Origin of the sequence: Puerhibacterium sp. TATVAM-FAB25 (assembly GCF_046535855.1) — a bacterium.
Lineage (GTDB): Bacteria > Actinomycetota > Actinomycetes > Actinomycetales > Cellulomonadaceae > Puerhibacterium > Puerhibacterium variabilis_A.
The window spans coordinates 276,050-300,387 of record NZ_JAXUAK010000002.1; the positions used below are offsets into that span (position 1 = coordinate 276,050).

Below are 24,338 nucleotides of genomic sequence, written 5' to 3' on the forward strand. Positions count from 1 at the left end.
CCGGGGCGCCGGACGGCGGTTCCTCACGGCGGCGGGTCCCCGACGGGGGCGCGGCGCACCGCCGTCGTGCCCCGGCCCGGCCCGGGCCGGGGCCTAGTCGGTGAGCTCGCGCACGACCGCGTCGGCCAGCAGCCGGCCGCGCAGCGTCAGCACCGCCCGGCCCCGGACGGCCGCGACGCCGTCGAGCAGACCGCGCGCCACCAGGCCCGCGACCGCGCGACGGCCGCCGTCGGACAGCACGCGCAGTTCGAGGCCCTCGCGCAGGCGGACGCCGAGCAGCACCCGCTCCAGCGCCGCCTCGCCACCGGTGAGCAGCTCGCGCCCGGCCCCCGGGGAACCGCCGGCCTCCAGCATCGCGGCGTAGCGCCGCGGGTGCTTGACGTTCCACCAGCGCACGCCGGCGCCGGCGTCCGGCGCCGCGGTCCCGGCGGCCGAGCCGGCCGTCCCCGCGGCCACGTACGAGTGCGCCCCCGGCCCGATCCCCCACCAGTCGTCCCCGCGCCAGTAGGCGAGGTTGTGGCGGCAGGCGCGCCCCGCGCCGCGGGCCCAGTTGCTCACCTCGTACCACTCGAACCCGGCGGCGGCGAGCAGCTCGTCGGCCAGCTCGTACTTGGCGGCCTGGTCGTCCTCGTCGGGCAGGGTCAGCTCGCCGCGGCGCACCTGCGCCGCCATCTTCGTGCCCGGCTCGACCACGAGGGCGTACGCCGAGACGTGGTCGACGCCGGTGGCGAGCACCGCCTCGAGGGACGCGCGCCAGTCGGCGAGCGACTCCCCCGGGGTGCCGTAGATGAGGTCCAGCGAGACCTCCAGGCCGGCGTCGCGCGCCCAGCGCACGGCGTCGGGCACGCGCCGCGGGTCGTGCGTGCGCTCCAGGGTGGCCAGCACGTGCCGCACCGCCGACTGCATGCCGAACGACACGCGGGTGAACCCGCCGTCGGCCAGCGCACGCAGCGACCCCGGCGTCACCGAGTCCGGGTTGGCCTCGGTGGTCACCTCGGCGCCGTCGGCCAGCCCCCAGGCGTCGCGCACGCCGTCCAGGACCCGCACCAGGTCGGTCGCGGGCAGCGAGGTGGGCGTGCCGCCGCCGAAGAACACCGTGCTCGCCGGGCGCGGCGTCACCGCGGCGTCGGCGAGGACCTTGCGCGCCAGCTCCACCTCGCGCAGCGCCGTCGTCGCGTACGCGACCTGGGAGGCGCCCCCGCCGAGCTCGGCGGAGGTGTAGGTGTTGAAGTCGCAGTAGCCGCACCGCACCGTGCAGAACGGCACGTGCACGTAGACGCCGAACGCCCCCGTGCGGGGTGCGTCCGGGGCGTCCGCCGCCCAGGCCGGCAGGGCGCCGTCGGCCGGGACGGGGACTCCGTCGGGCAGCGCAGGCACTACTTCTTCTTGTCCTTGGCGTCCTTGGCGCCGCCCGAGTCGCTGGAGAGGGCCGCGATGAAGGCGTCCTTCGGGACCTCGACGGACCCGATGGTCTTCATGCGCTTCTTGCCCTCCTTCTGCTTCTCGAGCAGCTTGCGCTTGCGGGAGATGTCGCCGCCGTAGCACTTGGCGAGCACGTCCTTGCGCATGGCGCGGATGGTCTCGCGGGCGATGACCCGGGCGCCGACGGCGGCCTGGATCGGCACCTCGAACTGCTGGCGCGGGATGAGCTCCTTGAGCTTGGCGGTCATGGCGACGCCGTACTCGTAGGCCTTCTCCTTGTGCACGATGGCGCTGAACGCGTCCACCTTGTCGCCCTGCAGCAGGATGTCGACCTTGACCAGGTCGGCCTCCTGGTCCCCCGTGGGGTCGTAGTCGAGGGAGGCGTAGCCGCGGGTGCGGGACTTCAGCTGGTCGAAGAAGTCGAACACGATCTCGGCCAGCGGCAGCGTGTAGCGCAGCTCGACCCGGTCCTCCGACAGGTAGTCCATGCCCTGCATGGACCCGCGGCGGTCGGTGCACAGCTGCATGACCGTGCCGACGAACTCGCTCGGGGTGAGGATCGTGGCCTTGACCACCGGCTCGCGGACCTGGCGGATCTTGCCGCCGGGGAACTCCGACGGGTTGGTCACGTTCACCCAGGTGCGGTCCTCGAGCTCGACGTCGTAGATGACGTTGGGCGCGGTGGAGATGAGGTCGAGGTTGAACTCGCGCTCCAGGCGCTCGCGCACGATCTCCAGGTGCAGCAGGCCGAGGAACCCGACGCGGAAGCCGAACCCGAGGGCCACCGACGTCTCCGGCTCGTAGTTGAGCGCGGCGTCGTTGAGCTTGAGCTTGTCCAGGGCGTCGCGCAGCACCGGGTAGTCGGAGCCGTCGATCGGGTAGAGCCCGGAGAACACCATCGGCTTGGGGTCCTCGTACCCGCCGAGCGCCTCGGCGGCCGGCTTGGCCGAGTTGGTGACGGTGTCGCCGACCTTCGACTGGCGCACGTCCTTCACGCCGGTGATGAGGTAGCCGACCTCGCCGACGCCGAGGCCCTTGGTGGGGTTCGGCTCGGGCGAGATGACGCCGATCTCGAGCAGCTCGTGGGTGGCGCGCGTGGACATCATCGCGATGCGCTCGCGCGGGCTGAGGTTGCCGTCGACCACGCGCACGTACGTCACGACGCCGCGGTAGATGTCGTAGACGGAGTCGAAGATCATGGCGCGCGCCGGGGCGTCGGCGTTCCCGACGGGCGCGGGCACCGTCCGGACGATCCGGTCCAGCAGCGCCTCGACGCCCTCGCCGGTCTTGCCCGAGACGCGCAGCACGTCCGCCGGGTCGACGCCGACCAGGTTGCCGATCTCCTCGGCGTACTTCTCCGGCTGCGCCGCCGGCAGGTCGATCTTGTTGAGCACCGGGATGATCTCGAGGTCGTTCTCCATCGCCAGGTACAGGTTGGCGAGGGTCTGGGCCTCGATGCCCTGGGCCGCGTCGACGAGCAGCACCGCGCCCTCGCACGCCGCCAGCGACCGGGAGACCTCGTAGGTGAAGTCGACGTGGCCGGGCGTGTCGATCATGTTCAGCGCGTACGCGGTGTCGTCGACCTGCCACGGCATGCGCACGGCCTGCGACTTGATGGTGATGCCGCGCTCGCGCTCGATGTCCATGCGGTCGAGGTACTGCGCGCGCATGGCGCGCGCCTCGACGACGCCGGTGAGCTGCAGCATCCGGTCGGCGAGCGTCGACTTGCCGTGGTCGATGTGCGCGATGATGCAGAAGTTGCGGATGAGCTCGGGCGCGGTGGCGTTCGGCTCGATGCTCGCGCTCAGCGCGGGTCCGGGGATGGGCAACGCGATCGGGCTCCGTCTCGTCTGGCGGGGTGCGCCCGTCCGGGGTGCGGGCCCGCCGTGCTCGGCGCGACCCCGTCCGCGACGGGCCAGGCCATTGTCCCACGGGTGCGAGGGCCGGGCGGCGGTGCCTACGGTCGGACGACCGAAGGCACTGGAAGGAGCACACCGATGGCACACCTGACCGGCAAGCGCGTCCTGGCGATCGTCACCAACTACGGCGTGGAGCAGGACGAGCTGGTCGTCCCCGTGGAGCGGCTGCGCGAGCAGGGCGCGGAGGTCACCGTGGCCGCCGCCGAGCCCGGCGAGGTCCAGACGCTGACCGGAGACAAGAACCCCGGCCGCGTGGTGACCGCGGACCTGACCCTCGACGCCGCGGACTCCGACGGCTACGACCTGCTGCTGGTCCCGGGCGGCACGATCAACGCCGACACCCTGCGGCTGCAGCGGCCGGCCGTCGACCTGGTCCGGTCGTTCGCCGCCTCGGGCCGCCCAATCGCGGCCATCTGCCACGGTCCGTGGGCGCTCGTGGAGGCCGACGTCGTGCGCGGCGCGACGCTCACCTCGTACTGGTCGCTGGCCACGGACGTGCGCAACGCCGGCGGCGAGTGGGTGGACAAGTCCGTGGTCCGCGACAACGGCGCGGGCTACCTGCTGGTCACCTCCCGCACCCCGGACGACCTCGACGACTTCCTCGGCGAGATCGCGGTGGTGCTGGAGGCGCAGGCCACGGAGTGACCAGCGGCGGGTGACCGGCGGCGGGTGACCGGCGGCGGGTGACCGGCGGCGGCACGTCCCCACCGGGGCGTGCCGCCGTCGTGTCGCGGGGCGGCCGTCGCCCCGCCCCGTCACGCCGTGGGCGCGCCCGCGGCGTAGCCTTGCGGCCGTGGCGAGGCGATGGACGGACCTGCTGGCAGGAATGGCGCGCGCGGTGCTGCGCGCCTCGACGTCGACGTCGCGGACGACGCCGCGCGGGACGGCCCCGCGCCCGCCCGCGCCCCGCGCGGGCACCCGCCCCGCCCCCGCCGGACCGCCGGCGCCCGGCGCCACCGGCTACCCGGGCGACTTCACGGGCCGCTTCACCCCGTCCTACTCGCCGCACGCCGACGCCCAGCCCGACCCCGGCGAGGTCGTGTGGACGTGGGTGCCGTACGAGGAGAACCACACCCAGGGCAAGGACCGTCCCGTGCTGCTCGTCGGCCGGGACGGGCCCTGGCTGCTCGCCCTGCAGCTGACGAGCAAGGACCACGACCGCGACACCGACCAGGAGGCCCGCGACGGCCGGCTGTGGATGGACGTCGGCACCGGGGCGTGGGACCGGCAGCGGCGCCCCAGCGAGGTGCGGCTCAACCGGGTGATCCGCGTGGCCCCGGACGCGGTGCGCCGCGAGGGCGCGATGCTCGACGAGGCGCTGTTCCGGCGCGTCGTCGCCGCCGTGCCGCAGGCCCGCTGAGCCGTCTCCGCTGAGCCGCCCTGCCTGCGCGCCGGGCGCCGGCCGCCGCCGCGCAGGCGGGTCGCGACGCGGGTTCCCGGTGACCGGCGGGGTCTGATATCGTCGGTGGTTGCGTGTCCGCCCAGGTCGGCGGGCACAGTCGCAGTTCCTCTCCACGGGTTCCCCACCCCAGTCCCGGAGCTGTGACCGCCCTCTACGACCTATCCGCTCGCCGGCAGGCGAACACACCAGGAAGTCCACCAGTGGCAAACATCAAGTCCCAGCTCAAGCGCATCAAGACGAACGAGAAGGCCCGTCTGCGCAACAAGTCCGTCAAGTCGGAGCTGAAGACGCACGTGCGTCGCGTCCGCGAGGCCGTCGCCGCCGGCGACAAGGACGCCGCGCAGGCCGCGCTGTCGACCGCCTCGAAGAAGCTCGACAAGGCCGTCTCGAAGGGCGTCATCCACGCGAACCAGGCCGCGAACCGCAAGTCGGCCATCGCGAAGGTTGTCAACTCCCTCTGAGTCGCCGCACGGCACAGAGACGTCGAGGGCGTCGCTCCCGCTCGGGAGCGGCGCCCTTCGTCGTCCCCGGACGCCTCCCCGGCGCGAGCCCGGGCGCCGCGGTCCGCGGCGCCGGCATCAGCGGCGCCAGGCGCCGGCGTCAGCGGCGTCGGGCGCGGGCGTCAGCGGCGCCGGGCGCGGGCGATCGTCAGCACCGCCCGCTCGACCGCGAAGACGGGGTCGCGCCCGGCGCCCTTCACGTCGGCGTCGGCCTGGGCCACGGCGGTGATGGCGGCGGCCAGCCCCTCGGGCGTCCAGCGCTGCAGGTCCCGCTGCGCGTTGCGGACCTGCCAGTCCTGCAGCCCCAGCTCCCGCGCCGTGACCCCGCCGCCGCGGATCGCCGCCACCTTGGCGAGCGTGCGCAGCCGCATGGCCAGGGCGGCCACGAGAGGCACCGGGTCGGCCCCGGTGGCCAGCGCGTGGCGCAGCAGCGCGACGGCGGTGCCGGCGTCCCCGGCGACCGCGGCGTCGGCGACCTTGAAGCCCGTGGCCTCCACCCGCCCGCCGTAGTACCGGTCGACCAGCGGCGCCGTGATCGTGCCGGTGGTGTCCGCGACGAGCTGCGCGACGGCCGCGGCGAGCTCGCGCAGGTCGGCACCGAGCGCGTCGACGAGCGCGCGCACGGCGTCCGGCTCGGCACGCCGGCGGGCGGCGCGCAGCTCGCGCACGACGAAGTCCGCCTTCTCGGCGTCGCGGGCGATCGGGTCGCACTGCAGCACCGGCGCGCCCGACCCGACGACCGTGTCCAGCATCTTCTTGCCGCGCTGCCCGCTCGCGTGCACCACCACGACCGTCGTCTCCGGGTCGGGCGCGGCGACGTAGTCGAGGAGGTCCGCGTAGAGCTCGTCGGTGCCGGCCTCGGCGCCGGCGACCACGACGAGCTTGGCCTCGCCGAACAGCGACGGGCTGGTCGCCACCTGGAGCATGCCCGCGCCGTACGTGGCGCCCTCCAGCTCGACCTTCTCCGTCTCCGGGTCGCGCTCGCGCGCGAGCCGCAGCACGCCCTCGGCGGCCCGCTCGCGCAGGAGGTCCTCCGGGCCGCGCACCAGCACGACGGGGGCGAGCGCGGGCTCGTCCCAGGAGCGGACGTTGCCGGCGGGCGCCTTGCGGGCGCCGCCGGAGCGGCGGCCGGTGGTGGGGGCTGCGGGAGGCACGCGCCCACTCTGCCACGAGCCGCCCACGCCCCCGCGCGCCGCCCTCCTCGCGGTGATCGCGGCCGGGACGGGGCGCCCGGTCACCGGCACGCCAGCGCGAGACCGCCCGCCCGCAGCACGAGGACGGCGGTGCCGCACCGGTCGGTGCGCACCACCGCGGCCCCGAGCCCCTCGAACAGGCCCAGGGCGCGCTCGGTCGGGTGCCCGTAGGTGTTGTCCGCGCCGGAGCTCACCAGCGCCACGCCGGGGTGCAGGAGCGCAGCCAGCCCGTCGGACTGCGACGCCGAGCCGTGGTGGGCCACCTTGACGACGTCGACGCCGTCGAGGACGCCGCCGGCCACCCCCTGCTGGCCGGCGCTCTCGAGCCGCGACCGCAGGGCCTCCTGGCCCGCCTCCTCCAGGTCGCCGAGCGTCACGACCTCCGCCGCCCCGCCCGGGGCGACCACGCGCAGCGCGACGGCGAGGCTCGCGTCGTTCGCGCCGTCGCCCTCCTCCCCGCCCGAGCCCGCCGCCGCGGGGCCGAGCGCCGCGCTGCCCGCGCCCAGCACCCGCCACTCGACGTGCCGGTCCGCGCTCCCGGCCGCGCCGGGCTCCCCCGCCGTGCCCGACTCCCCCGCAGCGGGCACCCGGGCCGCCACCCCGGCGGCCTGCAGCGCCGCGAGGGTGCGGCGCGCCTGGCCCGCGGGCTCGGCCCGCGGGGAGACGAGCGCGCCGGCCACCTCCCGGCCGGCCAGCACGGCGGGCAGCCCGCCGACGTGGTCGGCGTGGAAGTGGCTGAGCACGAGCAGGTCCACCCGCTCGACGCCCAGCGCGTCGAGGCACCGCGCGGCGGCCAAGCCGTCGGGGCCGACGTCGACGACGACCGCCGAGCTCGGGCCGCTGCGCGCCACGAGCGCGTCGCCCTGCCCGACGTCGCACGCCGCGAGGCTCCAGTCGGGCGGCACGCCGCCCGACGCGACGGTCCGCACGGCCGCGGTCGTGGCCCCCGACACGGCGAGCAGCACGACCACGAGCGCGCCGGCGGCCGCCGTGCGGTCGCGTCGCGTCGCCAGCCCCGCGCGACGACGGGCGCCCGCGGCCCGCGACCACGCCGCCGCGTCGCGCAGCACCCGGCGTGGCCGGTCGGCCCACCCCACCGGCCAGCCCTCCCCCGGCGGGCGCCGCAGGACCAGCACGCCGAGCGCCACCGTCGCGGCGGCCATCGCCAGCAGCCCGCCGACGCCGCCCGGCCACGGCAGCAGCGCGCCGGGCAGTCCCGCGCACCAGCGCGCGACCGCCGCGATCCAGCCGGTGGCGAGCCCGGCGAGCCAGCCGAGCGCCCCGGCCGCCGCGGGCCACCACGGGGCCGTCACGGTCGCGGCGAGGCCGAGCAGGGTGGCGGGGGCGACCGCGGGAGCGGCGAGCACGTTGGCCAGGACCGACGTGGTGGCCAGAGCCGGGTCGAGCAGCACGAGCACCGGACCGCAGGCCGCTTGGGCCGCGAGCGGCACGGCGAGGGCGAACGCCGCCGGGCGGCCGGTCCACGGGGCCAGCCGGCGCACGAGCGGCGGGGCGAGCAGCACCAGCCCGGCCGTCGCCGCGCACGAGAGGACGAACCCGTACGTGCGCGCCAGCCACGGGTCCGCGAGCAGCAGCACCGTCGCCGCCGTGGCCAGTGACGGGACCGACGCCGCGGGCCTGCCGAGCGCGACCCCGGCGAGCGTGACCGCGCACATGGCGGCGGCCCGCTGCACGCTCGGCTCGGGCCGCACCAGCAGCACGAACGCGGCCGCGACGGCCGCGACCAGCACGACACGGCCGGCCCGGGGCAGGCGCGCGGCACCCGCCACGGCGGTGACCAGCGCCAGGACGATGGCGAAGTGGCCGCCGGAGACGGCCGTCAGGTGTGTCAGGCCCGTCGTGCGGAACGCCTCGTCGAGGTCGGGCGGAAGGCGGGAGGTGTCGCCCACCGCGATGCCGGGCACCAGCCCGCGCGCCTGCGGCGACAGGCCGTCGGTGGCGGCGAGCAGGGCCGTGCGCATCGTCGTGGTCGCCGTGACGACGGCGGGGGCGGGCGCGACCGTCCGCGCCAGGCGGTCGGCCCGGGCGGTGGCGGCCTCGGCGGCGCCGGCGTCCGCCGCGTCCAGCTGCGCGCGCACCGCGACGCGCTCGCCGTAGGCGGGGGCCGGCCGGGGGCCGGTGACCTCGACGGGTGCCCGCACCGCGAGGGTGACGCCGCGAGCGGTCACCCGCTCGACCGCGAGCGTCCAGCGCACGCCGTCGCCGAACGCCGCCGGCTGCGCCTCCGAGGCGACGCGGCCGGTGAGCTCGGCGACCGGCTGCTGCTCGGCCCACCGGGCCAGCGGCGCGCGTCCCGCGGTCTGCACGTGGGCGGACAGCACGACGGCCGCCGCGCACGCGGCGGCGAGCAGGACGTGCGCGGCGACGACACGGGTGGCCCGAGCCCCCGGACGGGCCCGGCGGGCGGTCCGGCGGGCGGTCACGGCGAGCACCGCGGCGCAGGCCACCACCGTGGCGGCGGCCAGCACCGCCGCCGTCCACGGCTCCGCGGGCCCGGTCGCGGCCCACGCCGCGGCCCAGGCGACGAGCACCGCCGGCGCGAGACGCAGGTCGACCGCGCCGCTCACACGCGGACCAGGTCGCGCAGGCGCTCGAGCACCGCCGGCCCGATCCCCGACACCTCGTCGAGCTCGCCGACCGAGGTGAACGGCCCGTTCTCCTCGCGCCAGGCGAGGATCCGCCCGGCGAGCGCCGGGCCGATGCCCGGCAGCGTGTCGAGGGTGGCCTCGTCGGCGCTGTTGAGGTCGACGACGGCGCCGCCCGCCGCGGCCTCGCCGCCGGTGCCGCCTCCGCCGCCTGTACCGGCCGGGGCCGCCGGCACCTCCTCGCCGGGCGCGAGGACCCGCAGCTGCTCGCCGTCGACGACGGTGCGCGCGAGGTTGAGCGCGGACAGGTCCGCCTCGTCCGTGGGGCCGCCGGCCGCGTCGACGGCGTCGGCCACGCGGGCACCGTCGGGCAGCGTGACCAGGCCCGGTGCGGTGACCTGCCCGACGACGTGCACGACGACGCCGGCTTCGCCCGCACCGGCGGGCGGCGCGGTCCCGGCGGCCTCCGACGCGGCGGACGCCGCCGGTGTGCCCGCTCCCGGCACCTCGACGGCGGCCGGACCGGGCGCGGCGGCGCCCGCCGACGTCGTGGTGAGCGGTTCGACGGCGCCGCCGCCGGGCCACGCCAGCAGCGCCGTCCCGACGGCGACGGCCAGCACCGCCACCGCGGCGACGAGCGCGGTGCGGCCGCGCAGCGCCCACCGGCGCGCCCGGCCCGCGTCGCCCTCGCCGAGGACGTGGCCGTGCGTGGCGGCGTAGGCGGTGGCTGCGTGCCGCGCCGCTGCCCCGGCGGCGCGGCGGGCGACGAGGCGCGTGGCGAGCTCGTCGGCCGCCGGGTCCTCGCTCGCGGGCGCCCCCGCGGAGGGCGGCGGGCCTGGCTCGTCCCCCGCCTGCTCCGGGGGCCCTCCCTCCATCAGCTCTCCCGTCAGCTCTCCCGGCAGCTCTCCCGGCAGCTGCCCCGGCGGGAGCTCGGCCGGGTGCACCGCCGGCGGCGCCGCCGGGCCCGCCGAGCCCCGGGCGGCGTCCCAGCGGGCGAGCGCGGCGGCCAGCGGGTCGCGGCCGTCGTCCGGCGCGCCCAGCGGCGTCGGCTGCCACGCCGGCGGCGACGACGGCAGCAGCGCCGGCTGCGGGCCGGGACGCGGCCCGGCGGGCGGCCCGGGCGGGACGGAGGTGCTCACGTCCGGGACGCTACGGACCACCTGCACCGCGCCGTCGCCCTGCGGCGGCGGCTGTGGACCTGCGCCGCGGAGCCGCTCCTGGGGGCGGCCTCCCGGTCGCGGTCGTCGGCGGTCGCGGCCCGTCAGTGCGGGTGCCCGCCCAGGTCGGCGATCACCACCGCGAGCGCCCCGGGCCCGGCGTGCGCACCGAGCACCGCGCTGACCGGCGTGACCACCGGGGCCAGGTCCAGCTCGTCGGCGAGCCGCTGCGCGACGGCATCGGCGCGGTCCTCGGCGCCGAGGTGGTGCACCGCGACGGCGGGCGCCTCGCAGCGGCCCGCGTGCTCGACGGCGAGCGCGACGAGCCGGTCGAGCGCCGCGGCGCGGGTGCGGACCCGCTGGACCGTCTGGATCCGCCCGTCGCGGATCTCGAGCAGGGGACGCACCCCGAGCGCCGTCCCGAGCGCCGCGGCGCCCGCCGACAGGCGACCTCCCCGCCGCAGGTGGTCGAGCGAGTCGACGAGGAACAGCGTCCGGCTGGAGCCGGCGACCTGCGCGGCTCGGTCGGCCACGTGCGCGGCGTCGGCGCCCGCGGCGGCGCACGCCGCCGCGGCCTGCGCGGCGAACCCGAGGCCCATCGCGACGGTGCGCGAGTCGACGACCCGCACCGGCACCATGGCGCGCTGCCCGGCCCGCGCGGCGGCGTCCACGGTGCCCGACAGGGCGCCCGACAGGTGCACCGCGACGACGGCGCGGGCCCCGGAGGCCACCGCGTCGCGGTAGGCGACGGCGAGGTCCTCGGGAGGCGGCTGGGACGTGGTGAGCCGCTCGCCGGCCTCGATCCGCTCCGCGACGGCGGCCGGGGCGAGGTCGACGCCCTCGCGGTGCTCGCCGTCGGGCGCCAGCACGCGCAGCGGGACGACGACGGGCCCGGCGGTGCCGGGCGCCGCCGGGGGCAGGCACGCCGTCGAGTCGGTCACCACCCGCACCGGGGGCAGGGGCGTGGAGGGGCGGGCGTCGGTCATGGCAGGGTCACCCTACCGACGCCCGGCGCTCGCGCGGCGCCGTCGGAGGGCGCGCGCTACGTTGCGACCATGTCGGACGACGCCCGGTCCCCCGCCCCGTCCGCCGCCGAGCTCGCGGCGCTGCGCGCGGCGGCCGCGCAGGCCGCCGCGGAGGCGGCCGAGGCCAGGGCGGCGGCCGCGCAGGCGGCGCTCGACGCCGCCGAGGCCGCGGCCGGCGTCACGCCGCCGCCCCCCGCGGTGAATGCGGCTGCCAGCACGGCGGCGGGCACCGCGGACGCCGCACCGATACCGGACGCCGCACCGGGCCTGACCGGGTACGCGGCTGAGGTCGCGGCCGCGTACGCCTCCCCCGGCGGCACGCTGCCGCTCGGCGCGCTGCTGGAGGGCGAGGTGGGCGGCGATCCCCGCCCGAACGCCGGCGCCCAGGTGGGCCTCGCGCTGCGGATGCTCAACCGCCACGGGCTCGTCGCGGGCGCGACCGGCACCGGCAAGACGAAGACCCTCCAGGGCATGGCCGAGGGGCTCTCGGACGCGGGCGTGCCGGTGTTCCTCGCCGACGTCAAGGGCGACCTGTCCGGCCTGGCCGTCCCGGGCGAGCACAGCGACGCGATCGCGCGCCGGGCGCAGGGCATCGGCCAGCCGTGGCGCCCCACCGCCTACCCGGTGGAGCTGTACTCGCTGGGCGGCCTCGGCACGGGCGCGCCGATCCGCACCACGGTCACGGACTTCGGGCCGCTGCTGCTCAGCAAGGTGCTGGACCTCAACGCCACCCAGGAGTCGAGCCTGGGCCTGGTCTTCCACTGGGCGGACTCCCAGGGCCTGGCGCTGCTCGACCTCGAGGACCTGCGGGCCGCGATCGCCCACCTCGCCTCGGACGACGGGAAGGCCGAGCTCAAGGGCATCGGTGGCGTCTCCTCGGCCACCGCCGGGGTGATCCTGCGCGAGATCGTGGCGCTGCAGGCGCAGGGCGCCGACGTGTTCTTCGGCGAGCCGGCCTTCGCGACGTCGGACCTGCTGCGCACCACCGCCGACGGCAAGGGCGTGATCTCCTGCCTCGAGCTGCCCGCCGTCGCCGACCGCCCGGCGCTCTTCTCGACGTTCCTCATGTGGCTGCTCGCCGACCTGTTCCAGGAGCTGCCCGAGGTGGGCGACCCCGACCGGCCGCGGCTGGTGTTCTTCTTCGACGAGGCGCACCTGCTGTTCACCGGCGCCTCGAAGGAGTTCCTCCAGCAGGTCACGCAGACGGTGCGGCTGGTCCGGTCCAAGGGGGTGGGCGTCTTCTTCGTCACTCAGTCACCCAAGGACGTGCCGGCCGACGTCCTCGCCCAGCTCGGCAACCGGGTGCAGCACGCGCTGCGGGCGTTCACCCCTGACGACGCGACCGCCCTGCGCCGGGCGGTGCGCACGTTCCCCGAGTCCCCCTACGACCTCGAGCGGCTGCTGCAGTCGCTCGGCACGGGCGAGGCCGTGGTCACCGTGCTCACCGAGGCGGGCACCCCTGCCCCGGTCGCGTGGACGCGCGTCCGGGCCCCGCAGTCGGCCATGGCGCCCGCGCCGCCGGACGTCGCCGAGCGGATCGTGGCCGCCTCCCCAGGACAGCGGGCCTACGGCACGGCGGTCGACCGGGAGTCCGCGGCCGAGCTGCTCCAGGTCCGCGCCCAGGAGCAGGCCGCCGCGCGGGCCGCGGCGGAGGCGGCGGCCGAGCGCGCCGAGGAGGCGGAGCGGGCGCGCAAGGAGCAGGCCGAGCTGGCGGAGCGGCGCGCCCGTCTCGAGCGCGAGGCGGCCCGCGGGCGCTCGCGCGGCACGCGCACCACCTCGCGCCGGTCCGGCAGCCCGCTGGACGCGCTCCTGCGCTCGGCGGGGACCGCGCTCGCGCGGGAGATCACCCGGACCGTCTTCGGCACCCGCCGGCGCTGACCGCCGGCGCGCACCGTGCGCGACGACGGCGGCGTCGCACCCGTGGTGCGGCGCCGCCGTCGCGGGGGTCACTCGGCGTGGTCGTGCTCGCCCTCCGCGTGCTCGCCCTCCGCGTGCTCGTGCTCGTGCTCGTGGTCGTGCTCGTGGCCGTGCTCCGCGGCGACGTCGCCGGTGACGCCGCTGATCTCGTTCGGCGTGACGTCCAGCTGCGCGCTCTTCCAGACCTCGCCGGACTCGACGTCCACGGCGTGGACCGACTGCGTGGCGGGGTCGGTCACGTAGACCGAGCCGTCGAGGGTGAGCACCGCCGGGCGCGGCTCCTGCCACTCGAGCGGCTCCTCCCAGGCGTCGATCACCGGGATGGACCTCACGAGCGTGCCGGCCTCGGGGTCGATGACGTGCAGCTGCCCGTCGGTGCCGAGCACGAGCGCCTCGCCGTCCTCGCCCCGCGCGAGGGAGCGGAACGTGTAGCTCGAGGGGAGGTCGACCAGCGTGAGCGACGCGTCGCGGGTGTCGACGAGGGAGACGCGCGTGGGGCGCTCCAGCTCCGCCTCGGGGTCGGTCTTGTAGTCGCCGAGCACGACGGGCGACGCCTCGCTGCCCGCCTGGTTGCCGATGCGGCCGTAGGCGTCGGGCGCCTGCACCTTGGTGATGGTGCCGCCGGCGTAGACCAGCGCGCCGTCCTCGCAGCCGATGACCACGGCCTCCTCGGCGGCGACGGCCTCGCCGTGCACCCCGGGGCACTGGTCGCTCGCCGCGACCTCGGCGCCGTCGGCGTCGAGCACACGGATGCCGGTGCGGGCGTCGGCCGTGCCCTCGGAGACGACCATGGTGTCGTCGGACAGCGGCACCGCGACGCCGTGGTGCGCGGCCGGGAGGGTGAGCCGGTCGACGACGGCGTCGGCGGGCTCGGCGACGTGGGCCGGGTCGAGCACGGTGACCTCGCCGGTGCCGTCGGCGAAGAGCGCGGTGCGGCCGGCGTGGTGGACGGCGTGCCCGGGCTCCTCCGCGGCGTAGGTGACGTCCAGCAGGGCCGGCGCGGACGTCCAGTAGTGCGCGTGGTCGCCGTGCGCCTCGGCCCACGTGCCGGCGTCGAGCACGCGGAAGCCGCCGGTCGTGGACACCAGCAGGTGCCGGCCGTCCCCGGCCGGGTTGAGGCGGGTGAAGCCGTCGACCTCGAGGTCACCGACCTCCTCGAGCGTCATCGCGTCGAGCACGCGGACGCCGCCGTCGTAGGTCACCGCGATGCGGGGCGTGCGGGCCTGCTCCTCGGTGGCGGCCGGGGCCTCGGCGGACGAGGAGGCGGCGGAGGGCGCTGCGGAGGACGCGGCGCCGTCGGAGCCGGGGCCGGCACAGGCCGCGAGCGCGAGCGCCCCGAGCGGTACGAGGGCGAGCGCCGACAGGCGGCGGGGGGTCGTGCGATGCATGCGTGGTCCTTCTGCGTCGTCGGATTGTGAGAACAGTTCTCACGTGCAAACCACAGCGAACCAGAAGTGAGAACGATTATCAACCGCATGTCGCCGCGCCCTGACCTGGCGCGACACCGTCGAGACCCCTGGACACGGCGAGGGGCGCGGCACCCTGCGGTGCCGCGCCCCTCGCGCGCCTCTGTCCCGGGCCGCCGGCCCGGGCGGGGTCCTCAGCGCTTGCCGTAGCGCTGGCGGAACTTCTCCACGCGCCCGGCGGTGTCGACCACGCGCGCGCTGCCCGTCCAGAACGGGTGGCTCGCGCTGGAGATCTCCACGTCGACGACCGGGTAGGTGTTGCCGTCCTCCCACTCGATCGTCTTCGTCGGCCGGCCCGGGCCCGCGGCGGTGTCGCCGGCCAGGGTCGAGCGGGTCAGGAAGGCGAAGCCGGCGCTAGCGTCGCGGAACACGACCAGGCCGTAGGTGGGGTGGATGTCCTTCTTCATCTGAGCGCTCCTCGCGGATGTCGACGTGCTGTCGTGAGAACTGTTCTCATAAGGAGGGGCGACGTCCTGGTATTCCCGGCCCGGCGGCCACTCCCCGGTGGTCGTCCCGCCGGTGACCGCCCCTCCCAGGGGACGCCGACGGCGCGCCACCCGCCAGGCGGGGCGCGCCGCCGGTGCGGGGCATCCCGCGGCCGGCGCTACGCCGCGCCCCCGCGGTAGTCCTGCAGGAAGAGGCCGACGGCCACGGCGAGCCGCTCGATCTCGTGCGGGTCGACGCTCTCGTTCGGGGCGTGGATCAGCGCGAGCGGCTCCTCCACGCCCATCAGCACCACCTCGGCGTCGGGGTAGGTCTCGGCGAAGACCGTGCACAGCGGGATGGACCCGCCCTGGCCGAGCAGCACCATGTCGTGCCCGAACGCCTCCCGCATCGCCGCGGCCATGGCCGCGTACGCGGGCCCGTCGGTGGCGGCTCGGAAGGGTGCTCCCTTCGACTCGGGCCGGACGGCCACCCGCACGCCCCACGGCGCGGCCTTGTGCAGGTGCTCGGTCAGGGCGGTCTCGGCCTGGTCCGGCGCCGTGCCCGGCGGGATGCGGAGGTTCAGCCGGGCGCTCGCCCTCGGCACGATCGAGGCGGACGACCCGACGACCGGCGGGCAGTCGATGCCCAGGACGGTGAGCGCCGGGCGCGCCCACAGCATGTCCGAGACGGTGCCCGAGCCCAGGAGCGACTCGGCCGGGGCGACGCCGGCGTCGCGGCGGAACGCGTCGGGGTCGTAGGGCGCACCGGGCCAGGTCTGGGTGTGGTCGAGGCCGAGGACCGTCGTGTCGCCGTCGGCGTCGCGCAGCGAGGCGAGCATGGCCAGGAGCGCGGCGAGCGCGTCCGGGGCCGGCCCCCCGAACATGCCGGAGTGCAGCTCCGACGGGAGGGCCTCGACGTCGACGACGACGTTCACCATGCCCCGCAGGCTCACGGTGGCCGCGGGCCGGCCGACGGCCGCGTTCCCGGTGTCGCAGACGAGGATCGCGTCGGCCCGCAGCAGGTCGGCGTTCCGGGGCAGGAAGTCCTCGAGCCCGCCGGTCCCCTGCTCCTCCGAGCCCTCCACGACCAGGCGGAGGTTCACCGGCACGTCGCCTCCGAGGGCACGCAGGGCGGTGAGGAGCATGACGATGTTGCCCTTGCAGTCGGCCGCCCCGCGCCCGAACCACCGGCCGCCCACCTCGGTCAGCTCGAACGGCGGCGTGCGCCAGGCCGCGTCGTCGAGCGGCGGCTGCACGTCGTAGTGGGCGTACAGGAGCACCGTCGGGGCGCCGGGGCCGCCGCCCGGCCGGGACCCGATCACCGCCTGGCTGCCGTCGGGCGTGTCGTGCAGCGCGACGTCGGCGAACCCGAGCTCCCGGAACGCCTCGAGCACCCAGCGCGCCGCGCGGGAGCACTCCTCGGGCGGGAACTGCCGGGCGTCCGCGACCGACCGCATCGCGACCAGGTCGGCCAGGTCGGACCGGGCCCGCGGCATCTGCGCGCGGACCCGCGCCCCGAGGCCGGCGGCGGTCATCCGTCCACCACCACGTCGGCCAGCTCGAGGCCGGCGACGGTCTCCTGGAAGTCCTCCAGCTCCTCGGGGCAGTAGATCTCGACGATGAGCAGCTCGCCCTGCACCACCCGGCTGTCGGCGAGCACGGGCCGCACCCCCGGGCCCGAGGCGCCGTTCGTCAGCTGGGAGAACAGGGTGGCCTTGCGCAGCGCGTTGCCCGGGTCCTGGCAGGCCGCGCCGCCGTCGTCGCCGAGCACCCGCACGATCTGCTCGCGCGACGGGGGCGTGGCGCCGGCGTCCTCCAGGGCGGCGACGAGCTGGTCCGCCTTCTCCTGCGCCTGCGTGGTCGACCGGGCCGCCTCGAACGTCAGCAGCGCGACCACCGCCAGCAGGACGAGCAGCCCGAGCGCGACCCAGTAGACGACCCGGCGCCAGGGGTCCGGGCGCTCCGCTGCCGCGCTCCCCACCTCGTCGGCGCTGCGGACCGGCCCGTCGCCGGTCCCGTTGTCCTGTCTCATGACGACGACACCTCCTCCCCGGCCGGGGCCGGCTGCTTCCACGACGGCTTGCGGAACCGGTAGAACAAGAACGGCACGAGGAGCCCCAGCCCGAGCGCCCCGCCGCCGACGATCAGCAGGTAGACGAACGGGTTGCTCCCGCCGAACTGCGACGGCGGGATGAAGCCCACCAGCAGCGCGGCCAGGGAGGCGACGAACCCGACGACGCAGATGGTGACGAGCATCGGCGCCCGGTACCCGCGCGGGTGGTCCGGGTCGTTGCGCCGCAGCCGCGCGGCGGCGACGAACATCAGCAAGTACATGATCAGGTACACCTGCGTGGTGATCACCGAGAAGATCCAGTAGGCGCTGGAGACGTTCGGGATCAGCGCGTACCCGAGGGCGATGACGGTGGTGATGACGCCCTGGGTGACGAGGATGTTCTGCTGCACCCCGTGCTTGTTGAGGCGCTGCAGGAACGGCGGGAGATAGCCCTCCTGCCGGGAGATGAGCAGCAGGCCCTTGGACGGTCCGGCCAGCCAGGTGAGCATGCCGCCGAGGGACGCGGCCACCAGCATGACGCCGAAGACCGGCGTCAGCCACTGCGTGCCGAACTGGGCGAACACCGCGTCGAACGCCTGCATCACGCCGGCGGTCAGGGACAGCTGCTCGGCGGGGACGACCCAGCTGATCGCCAGCGCCGGCAGGATGAAGATCAGCAGCACCAGCCCCATCGCCAGGAACATCGACCTCGGGAACTCCTTGCCGGGGTTGCGCAGGGAGCCGACGTGGACGGCGTTCATCTCCATGCCGGAGTAGGACAGGAAGTTGTTCACGATCAGCACCAGGCTCGCCAGCCCGGCCCACTGGGGCAGCAGGTGCGAGGCGTCCATCGGCGCGGCCGACGGGTTGCCCTGGCCGAGGAACACGGCCCCGAGCGTCACGAGCACGACGCCGGGGATCAGCGTCCCGATGATCAGCCCGCCGCTCGCCAGGCCCGCGACGCCCGAGGTGCCGCGCGAGGAGACCCAGACCCCGGTCCAGTAGACGACCACGATCACCAGCGCCGTCCAGACGCCGCTGGCGGCCAGCGCCGGGTTGATCACGTACGCGAGGGTGCTCGCCACGAACCCGAGCAGGCTCGGGTAGTAGAAGATCGTCATCGCGAACTGGCACCAGACGGCGAGGAACCCCATCGGCGCGGAGATTCCCTGCGACACCCACCGGTAGACCCCGCCCTTCCAGCCCGAGGCCAGCTCGGCCGAGACCAGCGAGGTCGGGATGAGGAAGATGATCGCCGGGACGATGTACAGGAAGACGCACGCCAGGCCGTAGACCGCCATCGTCGGCGCCGCGCGGAGGCTGGCCACCGAGCTCGTCGTCATCAGCGCCAGCGCGACCCAGGAGATCACCGTCGTGGTCGCCGCGGTCTTCATCGCCGCCGGTGCCGCCGGGCGCGACGTCGGCTGGGACGCGCGCCCGGGGACCGGTCGGTCGGCCGGCAGGTCCATCGCGCTCATCGGGCCCCACCTCCCGGCTCGGTGCCCGGCCCCTGGGGCAGGGTCTCGCAGTGCACGGACATGGCAGGACTCCTCACCGTCGAGCAACCCGCGGGCCGCACGGCCCATGGTCATGCTGGGTCCCGCCCCCCGGCCCGTGCCTCACTCGCGGCGGGTAGTCGGCCGGGAGCGGCTCAAGCGACCGTGCGCAGCCCGCGGTTCGTGGTGTTCAGGCGCCGGCCGCCGTCCTCGGTGACGGTGACGATGTCCTCGATGCGCACGCCGAAGCGGCCCGGGAGGTAGACCCCGGGCTCGACGGAGAAGCACATGCCCGGCACCATCGGCCGCTCCTCGCCCTCGATCATGTACGGCGGCTCGTGCGTCGTGAGCCCGATGCCGTGCCCCGTGCGGTGGATGAACCGCTCGCCGTAGCCCGCCTCGGCGATCACCCGGCGTGCGGCGCGGTCGACCTCCTGGCAGGCGACCCCCGGCCGGACGGCCGCCACGCCGGCCTGCTGGGCCTGCCGGACGACCTCGTGCACCTCGCGGACCTCGTCGGTGGGCTCGCCCACGCACACGGTACGGCTGGTGTCGGAGCCGTAGCCGGACATCAGCCCGCCGAAGTCGAGCACGACGCAGTCGCCGGGCTCGATGACCCGCTCCCCCGCCTCGTGGTGCGGGTTGGCGCCGTTCGGTCCCGAGCCCACCACGGTGAAGTCCACCTGCTCGTGCCCGAAGCCGCGCAGCAGGTCGGCGAGGTCGGCGGCCACCTCCGTCTCCCGGCGCCCGGCGAACCGCACGCCGAGGATCTCCTCGTACGTCGCGTCGGCGGCCCGGGCCGCGGCGTCCAGCCGGGCGAGCTCGTCGGCGTCCTTGACCGCCCGCAGCATCGGCAGCCGCGCCGTCATCGCGTGGTACCGGCTGGCAGGCAGCGCCGCCTGCAGGCCGAGGAGGTGCATGGCCCAGGCGCTGTCGGACACGGCGTAGCGCCCGTCCGGGCGCAGCAGGGCGCTCGCGGCGGCGTACGGGTCGGCGCCGTCGGTCCAGTCGACGAGGGTCGCCGCCGCAGCCCCCTCGGCGGCCTCGGCGTCGGGGCGCTCCAGGGTGGGCACCAAGAGGGTCGGCTCCCGGTCGGCCGTCAGCACGAGCGCGGTGAGGCGCTCGGTGAGCGCCGTCGGCCGGTAGCCGGTGAGCCACACGAGGTCCGGCCCGGGCGTGACGAGCAGCCCGTCGAGCCCGGCGGCACGGGCCGCGTCGACGGCCCGGCGCATCCGGGCGGCGTAGTCGTCACGCGTGAACGGGGCCGGGACGGCCGCGGTCGCGGTCATCGCCGCCTCCTCTCAGGTCGTCTGGTGGGCGGGGCGCTCCCGACGGCGGTGCCGTCCCGGCGCGGACGGGGGGATCGTGTGCAGGTGGGCGGCGGCCGCGGCGGCGGAGTCCTCCAGCGTGGCGCGCCCCGCCGCCCGCTGGCGCCGGATCGCGACGACGGCGAGCAGGAGCCCCAGCACGCACATCACCGCCATCACCCACGACGCGGCGGCCAGGCCGGTCGCGAGCGCGTCCGCCGCGGGTGCGCCCCGCGCCTGCCGCCCGGCGGTCACCGAGCCGTAGATCGTCGCGGCGAGCGCGGTCGCCACCGCGGCACCGACGTAGCGCGCCATGTTGGAGACCCCGGACGCCTCGCCCACCTGCCGCTCGGGCACCGAGGCGGTCGCCGCGGCCGAGGCCGGGCCGTTGGTCAGGCCCATGCCGACGGCGATCGCGACCAGGGGCAGCAGGAACGCCGCGTACCGCCAGGAGCCCTGCGCGAAGCCGACGGCGACGAAACCGGCCGCGGTGAGGGCGAAGCCGGCGCCGATCGTCTGGCGGGGGCCGATGCGCGCCGCGACCTGCGGCACGAGCGGGGCGACCACCACGAGGCCGACCGTGGCCGGGAGCGTGGCGAGGCCCGCCTGCAGCGGGGTGAACCCGAGCGTGGCCGGGTCCTGGAAGTACAGGCTGAGCAGGTACATCAGCGCGTTGATGGTGCCGGCACCGATGAGGATGACGAGCGTGGAGCCGACCAGCACGCGGTTGCGCAGCAGCGCCAGGTCGAGCAGCGGGACGCGTACCCGCCGCTCGACCGCCACGAAGGCCAGGCCGGCCGCGACGGTGACCACGAGGCAGGCGACCGTCCCCACCGACAGCCAGCCCCACTCGCCGCTCTGGCTGACCCCCAGGATGAGCGGCACGAGGGTGAGGGCGACCAGGACCGTGCCGGCGTAGTCGATGGACCGGGGCCGGCCGGGGTCGCGCGACTCGGCGACCGTGGCGTAGGTGAGCAGCATGCACGCCACGGCGACCACCGCGTCGATCCAGAACAGGCCCTGCCACCCGGTGAGGTCGACGAGCACGCCGCCGAGCAGCGGTCCCGCCGCGGCACCGACCGCGGCCGCGGCGCCCCACAGCGACACGGCGCGCAGCCGGGCCTTCTCGTCGGCGATCCCCACCGAGAGCAGGCTCAGTCCGCAGGCCAGGATCGTCGCGCCGGCGGCGCCCTGGACGACGCGGCCGGCGATGACCATCGCCCCCGACTGCGCCAGGGCGATGAGCACGCAGGAGGCGACGAACAGCAGCAGGCCGAGCTGGAAGATCCGCTTCCGGCCGAACACGTCGCCGAGCGAGCCGGAGGTGACGATCACCGCCGCACCGACCAGCGAGTATCCGGTGACCGCCCACTGCAGGGTCTGCACCGAGGTGCCGGTGTCCTCGCTGATGGCCGGGAGCAGGATGCTCACGGCCGAGGTGTTGGCGTTGACCACCAGCGTCGACAGGCAGGTCGCCGCCAGGACGCCCCTGGCGGTCGTCCCGGCAGACGTCCCCGTGCTCGTCCCGACCATGCGGCCACCTCCGCTGCGAACGATGGCCGCCACGCTAGGGCCCGCCCGGCCCGGTCGGCTCACCCGTGCCGGGCGAGCCGGGGCCGCTCAGGCGGTCATCGCCACCGGGCGGGCGTGCCAGATCCGGTCGAGGTAGTCGCGCATCGAGCGGTCGGAGGAGAAGAAGCCCGAGCGGGCCACGTTGAGCACCGCCGACCGGCTCCAGGCGTCGGCGTCGGCGTACGCCGCCTCCACCCGGTCCTGGGCGTCGAGGTAGGACTGGAAGTCCGCCAGCACCATGAAGCGGTCCTCGTGCAGCAGGTTCGAGACGATCGGCTCGAACACGCTGCGGTCCCCGCCGGAGAACTCCCCCGACGCGACCAGGTCGAGCGCCCGGCGCAGGGTCGGGTCCTGCTCGTAGTAGGCACCGGGCCGGTAGCCCGCCTCCTGGATGGCGCTGGCCTCCGGCTCGGTGAGGCCGAAGAGGAAGAAGTTGTCGTCGCCGACGAGCTGGCGGATCTCGACGTTCGCGCCGTCGTCGGTGCCGATCGTCAGGGCGCCGTTGAGGGCGAACTTCATGTTGCCGGTGCCGGACGCCTCCTTGCCGGCCAGGGAGATCTGCTCGGACAGGTCGGCGGCCGGGATGAGGGTCTCGGCGACGGTGATGTTGTAGTTCGCCGGGAAGGCGACCCGCAGCACCTGCGAGACCACGGGGTCGGTGTTGACGCGTGCCGCGACGTGGTTGATCAGCGCGATGATCTCCTTGGCCATCCGGTAGCCGGGCGCGGCCTTGGCGCCGAAGACGACGGTGCGCGGCGTGACCCGGGCCGGGTCGAGCTCGCCGGAGCGGATCCGCTCGTAGAGCGACACCACGTGCAGGAGCTTCAGGTGCTGGCGCTTGTACTCGTGCAGCCGCTTGACCATGACGTCGAGCATCGTGGCCGGGTCGATCTGGATCCCGTCCCGCGCGGCGAGGAAGCCCACGAGGCGGGCCTTGTTCGCGGCCTTGACCTCGCGGAAGCGGCGGCGGAACTCGGCGTCGTCGGCGAGCGGCTCCAGCTCGCGCAGGCGGTCCAGGTCGGTGACCCAGCCGTCGCCGATGGCCTCGGTGATGAGGCCCGACAGGCCGGGGTTGGCGAGCCGCACGAACCGGCGCGGGGTGATGCCGTTGGTGACGTTGATGAACTTCTCCGGGAAGAACGCGGCGAAGTCCTGCAGCACCTTGTCGCGCAGCAGCTGGGAGTGCAGCTCCGCGACGCCGTTGACCTTGGTGGACGCCACCGTGGCGAGGTAGGCCATGCGCACCGCGCGCTCGGGGTGCTCGGCCACGATCGACATGCGGCGCGCGAGCATCTCGTCGCCGCCCGAGCGCTCCCGCACCTGGGCCAGGAACTCCTCGTTGATGCGGTAGATGATCTCGAGGTGGCGCGGCAGCAGCCGCCCGAGCAGCTCGACCGACCACACCTCGAGCGCCTCCGGCAGCAGCGTGTGGCAGGTGTACGCGAAGCACTGCTGGGTGATCGCCCACGCCTCGTCCCAGCCGAAGCCCTTCTCGTCCACGAGCAGGCGCATGAGCTCGGGGACCGCGATGACGGGGTGCGTGTCGTTGAGCTGGAAGATGATCCGCTCGGGCAGGCGGTGCAGGTCGAAGCCCTCGCCCAGCACGGTGTCGATGAAGTCGCGCAGCGAGCAGGCCACGAAGAAGTACTGCTGCTGCAGCCGCAGCTCCTTGCCCTGGGGCGTGGAGTCCTCCGGGTACAGGACCTTGGAGATGTTCTCCGCGAACGTCTGGGAGCGCACGGCCTCGGTGTAGTCGCCGTAGTTGAAGATCCGCAGGTCGAAGGCGCGCGTGGCCCGCGCGCTCCACAGCCGCAGCGTGTTCACGCGCCCGTTCTGGAAGCCGGGGACCATGTAGTTGTGGGGCACGCCGAGCACCTCCCAGCCGGGCACCCAGCGCGAGCGCTCCGTGCCGTCGTCGGCGGTGTACGTCTCGGTGTGCCCGCCGAAGCCGACGGTGACCTCCTGCTGCGGGGCGGCGAACTCCCACGGCGAGCCGTTGTCGAGCCAGTTGTCCGGCTCCTCGACCTGGCGGCCGTCGACGAAGGTCTGGCGGAAGATGCCGTACTCGTACCGGATGCCGTAGCCGATGGCCGGCACGTCCATCGTGGCCAGCGAGTCCAGGAAGCACGCGGCCAGGCGGCCCAGGCCGCCGTTGCCCAGCCCGGGCTCGACCTCGGCGGCGCGCAGCTCGTCGAGGGAGATGCCCAGGCGCGCCAGGGCCTCGGCGGCGATGTCCTGCAGGTCGGAGGCCAGCAGCGCGTTGTCGAGCTGGCGGCCCAGCAGGTACTCCGCCGACAGGTAGGCGACGCCGCGGGAGTCGTCGCTGGAGAGGAAGCTGTCCACCGTGCGGTTCCAGCGGGAGATGAGGTAGTCCCGCACGGTGCGCGCGAGCGCGAGGTACTTGTCGTGGGTCGTGGCGCGCTCGAGCGTGGTGCCCTGCGAGTACGTCAGCTCCCGCAGGTACTGCCGGACGAAGCCGTCGACGGAGTGCTCGGGCGTGGCGATGACTGGGGTCGAGTCGGTCACGTCACGACATTACAAGCGAACGACGAGCCACGTCAGACGGGTGTCAGACAGGTGTGGCGGTCCCGAGCAGCACCATGCCGGGCGGGAACTGGCCGTCCGCCACCTGCTGCACCCGGCGCTCCGCGTCGTCCGCGTCGGCGGCCTCGACCCGCAGCTCGAACGTGGCCGGGCCCGGGTCGGGCCGCGCCGCGTCGTCCTGCGCCTCGTCGTCCGGCACGCCGACGAGCTCGGCGGTCAGGCCCGCCGTGCGCAGCGCGTCCTGGAACGAGCCGGCGTCGCGGGTGGCGGTGTCGAGGTTCGGGAACGTCACGGGGACGATGAAGGTGTCCATGGCTCCATGCTGCGGGCGGGC

19 protein-coding genes are annotated in these 24,338 nt (G+C 75.7%); 4 read left to right on the top strand and 15 right to left on the bottom strand.

Annotated elements, in window-relative coordinates:
- Positions 1–93: 93 nt before the first annotated feature.
- Positions 94–1,377: a radical SAM family heme chaperone HemW gene (gene hemW, locus U5M74_RS03590; RefSeq protein ID WP_410906216.1), complete on the bottom strand. Its 1,284-nt coding sequence runs from the start codon at positions 1,375–1,377 to the stop codon at positions 94–96.
- On the bottom strand, positions 1,377–3,251 hold the full coding sequence (lepA, locus tag U5M74_RS03595; RefSeq protein ID WP_410906218.1) for a translation elongation factor 4: 1,875 nt from the start codon (positions 3,249–3,251) through the stop codon (positions 1,377–1,379). The genes hemW and lepA overlap by 1 nt, the downstream gene beginning before the upstream one ends.
- 168 nt (positions 3,252–3,419) lie before the next feature.
- Between lepA and U5M74_RS03600 the strand changes: the two genes are divergently transcribed.
- The 3 genes from U5M74_RS03600 (at position 3,420) to rpsT (ending at position 5,204) form a co-directional block, all read left to right on the top strand.
- On the top strand, positions 3,420–3,986 hold the full coding sequence (locus U5M74_RS03600; protein ID WP_069984502.1) for a type 1 glutamine amidotransferase domain-containing protein: 567 nt from the start codon (positions 3,420–3,422) through the stop codon (positions 3,984–3,986).
- Between the two features lie 148 nt (positions 3,987–4,134).
- On the top strand, positions 4,135–4,701 hold the full coding sequence (locus tag U5M74_RS03605; RefSeq protein ID WP_410906220.1) for a type II toxin-antitoxin system PemK/MazF family toxin: 567 nt from the start codon (positions 4,135–4,137) through the stop codon (positions 4,699–4,701).
- 242 nt (positions 4,702–4,943) lie between these two features.
- A complete protein-coding gene (rpsT, locus tag U5M74_RS03610; RefSeq protein ID WP_410906222.1) occupies positions 4,944–5,204 on the top strand; it encodes a 30S ribosomal protein S20 in 261 nt (86 codons plus the stop codon).
- A 161-nt stretch (positions 5,205–5,365) separates the two neighbouring features.
- On the opposite strand, the gene holA is transcribed toward rpsT, so the two are convergent.
- The 4 genes from holA to U5M74_RS03630 form a co-directional block, all read right to left on the bottom strand.
- Positions 5,366–6,397 (bottom strand): DNA polymerase III subunit delta, encoded by a 1,032-nt coding sequence (holA, locus tag U5M74_RS03615; RefSeq protein WP_410906224.1) that lies wholly within the window; start codon positions 6,395–6,397, stop codon positions 5,366–5,368.
- Between the two features lie 80 nt (positions 6,398–6,477).
- Positions 6,478–9,024: a ComEC/Rec2 family competence protein gene (locus U5M74_RS03620; protein ID WP_410906226.1), complete on the bottom strand. Its 2,547-nt coding sequence runs from the start codon at positions 9,022–9,024 to the stop codon at positions 6,478–6,480.
- Positions 9,021–10,181: a ComEA family DNA-binding protein gene (locus U5M74_RS03625; RefSeq protein WP_410906228.1), complete on the bottom strand. Its 1,161-nt coding sequence runs from the start codon at positions 10,179–10,181 to the stop codon at positions 9,021–9,023. Before U5M74_RS03625 ends, U5M74_RS03620 begins: the two co-directional genes overlap by 4 nt.
- A gap of 122 nt (positions 10,182–10,303) precedes the next feature.
- Entirely contained in the window at positions 10,304–11,185 is an 882-nt protein-coding gene (locus U5M74_RS03630) for a DegV family protein (RefSeq protein WP_410906230.1), read from the bottom strand.
- Between the two features lie 69 nt (positions 11,186–11,254).
- Here U5M74_RS03630 and U5M74_RS03635 point away from each other — a divergent pair, with 69 nt between their 5' ends.
- On the top strand, positions 11,255–13,102 hold the full coding sequence (locus U5M74_RS03635) for a helicase HerA-like domain-containing protein (protein ID WP_410906232.1): 1,848 nt from the start codon (positions 11,255–11,257) through the stop codon (positions 13,100–13,102).
- A 68-nt stretch (positions 13,103–13,170) separates the two neighbouring features.
- On the opposite strand, the gene aztD is transcribed toward U5M74_RS03635, so the two are convergent.
- The 9 genes from aztD to U5M74_RS03680 all read right to left on the bottom strand — a co-directional run bounded on the left by aztD (position 13,171) and on the right by U5M74_RS03680 (position 24,317).
- The gene (gene aztD, locus U5M74_RS03640; RefSeq protein WP_410906234.1) at positions 13,171–14,529 is read right to left on the bottom strand and encodes a zinc metallochaperone AztD; all 1,359 of its coding nucleotides are present in this window, start codon (positions 14,527–14,529) and stop codon (positions 13,171–13,173) included.
- A 212-nt stretch (positions 14,530–14,741) separates the two neighbouring features.
- Positions 14,742–15,014, bottom strand: coding sequence for a type B 50S ribosomal protein L31 (locus tag U5M74_RS03645; protein ID WP_410906236.1), 273 nt, complete (start codon positions 15,012–15,014; stop codon positions 14,742–14,744).
- A gap of 197 nt (positions 15,015–15,211) precedes the next feature.
- Positions 15,212–16,567 carry a dipeptidase gene (locus tag U5M74_RS03650; protein WP_410906238.1) on the bottom strand — a complete coding sequence of 452 codons (1,356 nt, stop codon included), beginning with the start codon at positions 16,565–16,567 and terminating at the stop codon, positions 15,212–15,214.
- Entirely contained in the window at positions 16,564–17,064 is a 501-nt protein-coding gene (locus U5M74_RS03655) for a hypothetical protein (protein ID WP_410906240.1), read from the bottom strand. Before U5M74_RS03655 ends, U5M74_RS03650 begins: the two co-directional genes overlap by 4 nt.
- Entirely contained in the window at positions 17,061–18,563 is a 1,503-nt protein-coding gene (locus tag U5M74_RS03660) for an APC family permease (protein WP_410906242.1), read from the bottom strand. Before U5M74_RS03660 ends, U5M74_RS03655 begins: the two co-directional genes overlap by 4 nt.
- 173 nt (positions 18,564–18,736) lie before the next feature.
- Positions 18,737–19,870, bottom strand: a complete 1,134-nt coding sequence (locus U5M74_RS03665) for an aminopeptidase P family protein (RefSeq protein WP_410906244.1) — start codon at positions 19,868–19,870, stop codon at positions 18,737–18,739.
- A gap of 12 nt (positions 19,871–19,882) precedes the next feature.
- On the bottom strand, positions 19,883–21,421 hold the full coding sequence (locus U5M74_RS03670) for an MFS transporter (RefSeq protein ID WP_410906246.1): 1,539 nt from the start codon (positions 21,419–21,421) through the stop codon (positions 19,883–19,885).
- Between the two features lie 87 nt (positions 21,422–21,508).
- On the bottom strand, positions 21,509–23,986 hold the full coding sequence (locus U5M74_RS03675) for a glycogen/starch/alpha-glucan phosphorylase (RefSeq protein ID WP_410906248.1): 2,478 nt from the start codon (positions 23,984–23,986) through the stop codon (positions 21,509–21,511).
- A gap of 43 nt (positions 23,987–24,029) precedes the next feature.
- The gene (locus U5M74_RS03680; protein WP_410906250.1) at positions 24,030–24,317 is read right to left on the bottom strand and encodes a hypothetical protein; all 288 of its coding nucleotides are present in this window, start codon (positions 24,315–24,317) and stop codon (positions 24,030–24,032) included.
- Between the last annotated feature and the right edge of the window lie 21 nt (positions 24,318–24,338).